We start from the raw sequence: 7,798 nt of genomic DNA, 5'->3' as shown, positions 1-7,798 counted from the left end.
CGGGCTTATGCCATTTGTCATCTACCGGATGGTTCTGGGTGTGGTGCTGCTGATTTGTATATGACAGATAAGACTGGTCAGCTAAAGAATTGGGGTGATGTCCTGATTAAGTAGTTGGCCAAATGGAATCGTATATTTCTGGCTAAGTGGGCAGTTACTATGCAAGGCGCAACGTAGGGAGCATAGCCGTAGCTATGTGACCGGAGTTGCAACGCCGCAGAGTGACTGCCCACTTAGTCTGAAATATATGATTTCATTTGGTTAACTACTTACCGTCAGTATCTCAAGTTTGGATATTTGCGGTAAATTTCTGAAAGAAACGTGAGGATGTTATCTTGCTTTCACAGGATTCAACATCCTGCATCAGTTTTTCAATTTTTTCAGGGAATAATGCTATTGCCAATTGTCCCATGAGTCCTTCGATATCATTGAGGCGTTGAAAGGTTTTAGGTGAAAAGTCTTTTGGTTCCATCGTAAGTGCTCGTTGTGACGTCCATATCTTTCTTATGTTGGATTCCGGGTTGAGCAGATCTCTTCGCAGTGATTGTGCAAGTGCAGGTTTGGTACATTGTTCAGACCATTTTCCAAACAGGTCTATGATCTCTGAACTCTCAATTTCCTGTTGCTGTTTACCAGGGATGGCTGCGGGAATGCTCAATCTGATTTCGTCCAGTAACTGCGGCAGCCGTCTGTTGTCTCCATCAATCATCGCCAGCAAAAGTTCCGAACAGTGTTTATTAAATCCGGTCGCTGATAGAGTATTACTCTTCGCGACATGAACTTTGATGGTTCTGGTTTTTAATGGTTTTTCAAGCCAGAAAATAAGTTTATTGAAAAGAGTCCGGACGCTTTGCCAAATAGCGGTTTTTCTTCCATGAAATAACTTCCCGGCACTGGCTGCCCGGACGTTGTCTTTGTGGGGTTGAATTTTCTGTGGTGAGGGAGAGGTTGGTTTATTGACCGGGTCCATGGCTAATCCTCTTGCTTTATTATTCGGTACCGCTAAATTGATAGTAGTTTGATCTGAGCGTTGCTTTTCCTTCTGCATCGCCCTTTTTTTTCATCGAAATGGTGTGTTTTGTACCGACATCATTCTTTGTTGTCGTGTATTGTTTAAAGCCAGAGGGCAGATGACTCAGTTGCTTTTTATGATAATTTATCAATCTCATAATCTACAGTAGCGGGGCATAGTGCAGCAAATGGTGCAGCAAATATTTCTGGCTACTTGAAGGATGCACGATTTTACCCTGGTCCAAAATACACTGAAATTGGTGATGCGCCTATGTATGCTATGCATAAAGAGAATCTGGTCGGTTGTCAGTGGGTGGAGTCACCTGTCGGGCGTCTCAACGTAATGGCCTCTGCTGAGGGCGTTGTTTCTGTTAAACGTATCAATAATCATGGCTTGCAGGCTGAAGCCAGCACGGCTGAACATACATCGGTTGCCGTGCAACAGGCTATTAATCGTCATCTTGCTCAGGCCAGAGATGAGTTGGAGTCCTACTTTCGCGGAGAGTTGACCCGCTTCACAGTGGCGCTGGATCTTCGTGGTACCGACTTTCAGCAGCAGGTATGGAGTGCGTTACAGCAGATTGGCTATGGCAAGAGCTGTTCCTACCAGGATATTGCCAGCAGCATCCGTCGGCCTAAAGCGGTCAGGGCCGTGGGAGCCGCCAATGGTGCCAACCCGGTGGCGATCATTGTGCCCTGCCACAGGGTGATCGGAAAAAACGGTAAACTGACCGGTTATGCCTATGGGGTTGAGATAAAGAGGTATCTGCTGGATCTTGAGCAGGGTAATAGAAGGGAAGGGAGATAGTCAGGGGGGCTGGCTTTTCATGAAAAAAGCCAGCCTGGGTTGCTGTCAGAGCCAGCCGCCCAGGTCTTTCCAGCGGTTCACAATGGTGCAGAACAGTTCAGCGGTTTTTTCCGTATCGTAACGGGCTGAGTGAGCCTCTGATTTATCAAAATCAATATCCGCCTCGACACAGGCTTTGGCCAGCACCGTTTGTCCATAGGCCAGACCTGCCAGCGTAGCAGTATCAAAGCAGGAGAACGGATGGAACGGATTCCGTTTCACATCACAGCGCTCAGCCGCCGCCATGACAAACCCCAGGTCGAACGACGCATTGTGTCCAACCAGTACCGCCCTGTTGCATCCCTGGCTTTTTACCGCTTTACGGACGGAACGGAAAATCTTGTTGATGGCCTCCTCTTCCGCCATGGCAATCCGCAGCGGGTGAAAGGGGTTAATACCAATAAAGTCGATAGCGGCCTGCTCAATATTGGCGCCTTCGAATGGCTTGATATGGTACGACTCCGATGGGCCCGGGTGGATAAAACCGTGCTCATCCATTTCAATCACGGTGGCTGCAATTTCCAGCAGTGCATCTGTAGCGGCATTGAAGCCGCCGGTTTCCACATCGATTACCACAGGCAGAAAGCCGCGGAATCTGTTGGCCATGGAGTGGCTGTCATCGGCCCTCAAAGGCTTCTCCTTACTCATTAACTGTAAAAAAATACCGCAGGTTGCCACCAGGTTATTAGGGCAGCAAGAGCGGGATTTTTCCTCTGCTCACGGCTGTTTAGCCAATGGCTATGATTTGAGCCGCCAGGATACGGTTTCTCCGGCTCTCAGAGGTTTCACCCGGTTATCACCGAAGGCAATGGATTCTGGCATGACCCAGTCCTCTTTCACCAGGGTAATGGTGTCATGGTTTCTGGGCAGGCCATAGAAATCGGGGCCATTGAAACTGGCAAAGGCTTCCAGTTTATCCAGAGCGCCCATCATTTCAAAGGCCTCGGCATAGAGTTCAATGGCTGCCGGTGCTGTATAGCAGCCTGCACATCCACAGGGGGACTCTTTGGCTCCAATGGCATGGGGAGCAGAGTCGGTTCCCAGAAAAAAACGACGATTGCCGCTTACTGCGGCTTCCAGCAGCGCCTGCTGATGCTGGTTTCTCTTGAGAATTGGCAGGCAGTAATAGTGAGGTTTGATACCACCAACCAGCATGTGGTTGCGATTATACAACAAATGATGGGCGGTAATGGTAGCCCCCAGGTTTTCTCCCCCTTCACTGACGAATCGGGCAGCATCAGCCGTGGTGATGTGTTCCATGATGATCTTCAGGGTCGGGAAGCGTTCTACCAGTTTAACCAGGTGGCGGTCAATAAAGGTCTTTTCCCGGTCAAAGATATCGATGTCGGCATCGGTAACTTCACCATGCACCAGCAATGGCAGACCACACTCCGCCATGGCTGCCAAAGCGCCGTAAATGTTCTCGAGACGGGTGACGCCGGCATCAGAATGGGTGGTTGCGCCTGCAGGATAAAGTTTCAGTGCCACCACATCACCACGTTTATGGGCATTCAGGATAGTTTCAGGGGACGTTTTATCGGTCAGATACAGCGTCATTAATGGTTGAAATGCCGAATCAGCAGATACCTGTTCGAGAATGCGCGCCTTGTACTGGCTGGCCAGATCGGCATCCGTTACCGGTGGTACCAGGTTGGGCATAATGATCGCCCGGGCAAAGGTTCTGGCGGTGGCTGCCACCGTTTCCGTCAGAACATTGCCATCACGAAGGTGGAGGTGCCAGTCATCAGGGCGGGTAATGGTCAGTAATTGGCTCATTTTGGAAGGTACCTGTTCCGGTTATATATGATCGAACCGGATGGGCATCCTAGCGAAAAAAAGGCCATGTTGATAGTAGGGGCCTGAGAAAAGAGGCATAAAAGCAGCGGTTTAACCCGTATTTATGGCCTTTTGATGTTATGATTCCCGGGCTTTATCGACACTGACTCCGGCTTAGGCCAAATAATGATGAAAGCGTCTTGGCGAAGCGCTATTTATGAATTATTATTCACAAAAAAAGAATATTTATCCTTCACTGTTGACAGATTCCTGTTGCGGTATGTCGTTGGAGTTGAGCAATGAAAAAAATTAATAAAGTGGTTCTGGCCTATTCCGGCGGCCTGGACACCTCAGTGATCGCAAAATGGCTGGAAGACACCTATCAGTGTGAAGTGGTTACCTTTACTGCGGACCTGGGGCAGGGTGAAGAGGTAGAGCCAGCCCGGGCCAAGGCAGAAGCCCTTGGCATTAAACAGATCTACATTGATGACCTGCGCGAAGAGTTTGTCCGTGACTTTGTCTTTCCCATGTTCCGGGCCAATACCATTTACGAAGGCGAATACCTGCTGGGAACCTCCATTGCCAGGCCACTGATTTCCAAGCGCCTGATTGAGATTGCCAATGAAACCGGTGCCGATGCCATTGCCCACGGTGCCACCGGTAAAGGGAATGACCAGGTGCGATTCGAGCTGGGTGCTTATGCACTGAAACCGGGGGTTCAGGTGATTGCACCCTGGCGTGAGTGGGACCTGAACTCACGGGAAAAACTGCTGGCTTACTGCGATGAGCACGGTATTGCGGTGGAGCGCAAGAAAGGCAAATCGCCTTACTCCATGGATGCCAACCTGCTGCATATCTCCTACGAAGGCGGCATTCTGGAAGACCCGTGGGCGGAGCCGGAAGAAGAGATGTGGCGCTGGTCGGTAGCGCCTGAATCCGCCCCGGATGTGCCGACCTATCTGAATCTGAGCTATCGCAAGGGGGATATTGTTGCCATTGATGGGGAGGCAATGACGCCAGCCCGGGTGCTTGCCTTCCTGAACCGGATTGGTGGTGAAAATGGCATTGGCCGTCTGGACATTGTTGAGAACCGCTATGTGGGCATGAAGTCCCGGGGCTGTTATGAAACGCCCGGAGGCACCATTATGCTCAAAGCGCACCGGGCCATTGAATCCATTACCCTGGACCGGGAAGTGGCCCACCTGAAAGATGAGTTGATGCCGCGCTATGCCAAACTGATCTACAACGGCTACTGGTGGTCGCCGGAGCGGGAAATGCTCCAGAAGATGATTGATGAAAGCCAGGAGCCCGTGAATGGTGAAGTTCGCCTGAAGTTGTATAAGGGCAATGTCACGGTGGTTGGCAGACGTTCTGATGACTCGCTGTTTGATGAAACTATTGCAACCTTTGAGGACGATGCCGGAGCCTACAACCAGGGGGATGCTGAAGGGTTTATTAAGCTGAATGCATTGCGGTTAAGGATTGCGGCGAATAAAGGACGAAAATTAGACTGAAAAGGGTAAGCCTGCATTTTCGGGTGCAGGCCGTTATCAGTATTATTGAATTAATCCACCATTTGCCAGGCTGTTCAGCCCTGTTGAGCTGAACTGATCAAAGCAGGTCAACAGTTTATTTTCAACTAAACTACCCTCTGCAGTGGTCATCTTGCTCAGCTATTCTCGGACAGCCTCTTGGGAATGCTTCTGTCCCAAGCTTAATGTTTATTCTAATATCGTTGTTTAATGAAGAAGATTTACAGATAATGTTCCGAACGTATCATAAATTAATGCAGACGACGGGAGGTACAAATTTCGTAGAATTACCTCTTGTGACTGATAGCAGCACACCATCAAGGTCTCGCTATTCAGGTCGGGACTTATCAAGACAAGAACCTATTGAACTAAACCTCCCACCCATTGATACATCTGGACCTTATCCGGAGGTAGCACTCTTAAAGAGAAAAGTGTCTCAAATTGCAGGTTCAGTAGTGGATGAGAAATTAAAAAGAAGACGACCAGAGCATGAAAATGGGCACCAACACAATTCGTCGATTAACACTTTAGAACAACTGAAGGCTCTTTGCCGGAAAAGAAACATCATCATCAAACCCACGTTAGATAAACTGATTCATTCATGCCCGAATGAGTCGCAGATGCAACTGTTCTCTAAGCTTGGCATTTATTTTAGTCATTTGAACGATGCTGTTAAGAATACAGGTACGATTACCAGCATGCTATTGTGCGGAGAAGGAACCCAAAAAACAAAGCGACAAATTAACCGGTTTTTGAGTACTGACGACTGTGATATCAAAGCAGTTGCACTTTCTCCAGTTGTTAAATCCATTTCTTCTATCTGTCATGGTTATGGCTTTCCCAAAGCCAGAGACGTGGATGCTCTGCTGAAGCTACCGAGTCTCCAGAAGGATGGTCAGCTTGACCGGAAACGACTGAGTTCTATTTCTTCCGCCAATCATGGTAAAGGTGTTCCCAAAATCGTGGAAAACTACTGAAAAGTCAGCTAATCCAATGATAAACCCTGATAATTTTCTGAAATATGAACTGATAACATTCAAGGGTGAAAAACAGGTATTCCTGGATTTGATGGGCCTGTTCATGAAAGTCAGATCACCAGAAAATATTTCCCCTACCTCATTGATACCTCATTTTTAATAATTAAATCTGTGAAATTGAAAAAGCAGGCCATACTGAGTAATCGGTTATACGATGAGGTCATATAAAATGCCACCGGTGACCAGTCAGCCTGCTGTAAAAGTGCCTCAATCTTGCCGGAGTAAAAAACAGAAAGTCCGCGCTGCCGGGGCGTTAGCCTCCTCAGTCCATGGGCTTTCAGGTCGTTCAGGAAAACCCATTAGCACCAGGACAGTGGCATCATCGGCTAAACGATATGCCATGAATCCAGAGCAGGCAAAGTTCAGAAAAATAGCAACGAATACAGTAAAGATATTGAACGATCAAGCGTTAAGGTTACATGGTAAAACAATAGATCTTAAAGCAACCATTGATTGGTGTATTGCCAATACCCGGTTCTATGCTCCCAACGACGCCATTACCCTTCAGCCCCGCGCAGATTACTTCTTTCCCGATACTGATATCCAGGTTATGGGGGAAACCTCTCTGGCAGCGTGTCACCGGCTTGTCAGGGAGAACGGCAAAGATCACGTGGCTTGCCTGAATTTTGCCTCTGCTGTTGAACCCGGGGGTATGTTCCGGGAAGGGACCAACACCCAGGAAGATAGCCTGGCAAGAGCCTCTGCACTGTTTGCTTCTCTGGACAGTGACACAGGAAAGCAGATGTATGCTTATAACAAGCAATATCAATACACCAATCGAGGGCTTTATTCTGATACGATCCTGTATTCGCCGGATGTTCCAGTCTTTAAAGATGATAACGGCAATCCGGAAGAACCTTACCTGATCTCGTTTATCACCGCTGCGGCAGTGGACCTGCCTTATTGCAAAGGAATCCAGCAAAAGACTCTCCAGCAGACAATGTATACCCGTGCAAGAAAGATCCTGGCCGTCGCTGCCAATAATGGTGTGAAACATTTGATTCTTGGAGCCTGGGGCTGTGGGATCTTTGGCCATGATGCAGCTGATATTGCGCGGTTGTTCGCGTCTCTTTTGGCTGAGGATGACTTTAAAGAGCGGTTTGTCTCTGTGTCGTTTCCTATTACTGATCCGGAAATGCTGAAGGTGTTTAAAGGCCATCTTTCGTGAACAGGGTATTAAAGCCTTGGTGTTACGGAAGTGTTGGTTATCTTGTCAATGATCATGCCTGCCTCGCATTTCGTGGAGCCTGGTTTTATCAGTTTTCTTATGCATACACATCCTCTGAATCCGGGTCTTTTACTCACGTGACCGGGATCAAAAGCAAATTTTGATGGTCTGAGGAACCAAACAGGATCAGAGGTTTCAGAACTATGAATATTAAGGGTGACTGCCATGCTACGGCCGGTTTTTCATCGGCTGATCAAACCGGTAACAAAAAAAGAAAATTAAGTAAATATTAAGTGAGAATATAAAGTAGCGTTTTCGAGCAACCACCCATTATGTACATAATGCTGAATTGCTGTCCTCCTCTTGGTAAAATAGTCAATAAATATATTGTAACTATTCAGCACCCCTAACATAAATCTGGAATTTT

7 protein-coding genes are annotated in these 7,798 nt (G+C 47.9%); 4 read left to right on the top strand and 3 right to left on the bottom strand.

Going from position 1 to position 7,798, the window contains the following annotated elements:
- Positions 1-283: 283 nt before the first annotated feature.
- The gene (locus tag CX664_RS24990) at positions 284-1,048 is read right to left on the bottom strand and encodes a hypothetical protein (protein ID WP_146000359.1); all 765 of its coding nucleotides are present in this window, start codon (positions 1,046-1,048) and stop codon (positions 284-286) included.
- Between the two features lie 234 nt (positions 1,049-1,282).
- Here CX664_RS24990 and CX664_RS27955 point away from each other — a divergent pair, with 234 nt between their 5' ends.
- Positions 1,283-1,819, top strand: a complete 537-nt coding sequence (locus CX664_RS27955) for a methylated-DNA--[protein]-cysteine S-methyltransferase (RefSeq protein WP_276328525.1) — start codon at positions 1,283-1,285, stop codon at positions 1,817-1,819.
- A gap of 45 nt (positions 1,820-1,864) precedes the next feature.
- On the opposite strand, the gene rnt is transcribed toward CX664_RS27955, so the two are convergent.
- Together rnt and pyrC are read right to left on the bottom strand one after the other, a co-directional pair.
- The gene (gene rnt, locus CX664_RS24980) at positions 1,865-2,464 is read right to left on the bottom strand and encodes a ribonuclease T (RefSeq protein ID WP_209278595.1); all 600 of its coding nucleotides are present in this window, start codon (positions 2,462-2,464) and stop codon (positions 1,865-1,867) included.
- Between the two features lie 132 nt (positions 2,465-2,596).
- Positions 2,597-3,634 (bottom strand): dihydroorotase, encoded by a 1,038-nt coding sequence (pyrC, locus tag CX664_RS24975; RefSeq protein ID WP_101749290.1) that lies wholly within the window; start codon positions 3,632-3,634, stop codon positions 2,597-2,599.
- A gap of 299 nt (positions 3,635-3,933) precedes the next feature.
- On the opposite strand from pyrC, the gene CX664_RS24970 reads away from it, so the two are divergent.
- From CX664_RS24970 to CX664_RS24960, 3 genes are all read left to right on the top strand, one after another.
- Entirely contained in the window at positions 3,934-5,148 is a 1,215-nt protein-coding gene (locus tag CX664_RS24970) for an argininosuccinate synthase (RefSeq protein WP_101749289.1), read from the top strand.
- Positions 5,149-5,462: 314 nt separating this feature from the next.
- Positions 5,463-6,143: a hypothetical protein gene (locus CX664_RS24965; protein WP_180966637.1), complete on the top strand. Its 681-nt coding sequence runs from the start codon at positions 5,463-5,465 to the stop codon at positions 6,141-6,143.
- Between the two features lie 229 nt (positions 6,144-6,372).
- Positions 6,373-7,371 carry a TIGR02452 family protein gene (locus CX664_RS24960; protein ID WP_180966636.1) on the top strand — a complete coding sequence of 333 codons (999 nt, stop codon included), beginning with the start codon at positions 6,373-6,375 and terminating at the stop codon, positions 7,369-7,371.
- Positions 7,372-7,798: the final 427 nt, after the last annotated feature.

It is taken from the genome of Endozoicomonas acroporae (assembly GCF_002864045.1).
Lineage (GTDB): Bacteria > Pseudomonadota > Gammaproteobacteria > Pseudomonadales > Endozoicomonadaceae > Endozoicomonas > Endozoicomonas acroporae.
Note: the sequence above shows the minus strand (reverse complement) of the source record. Positions and strands in the feature narration are given on the sequence as shown.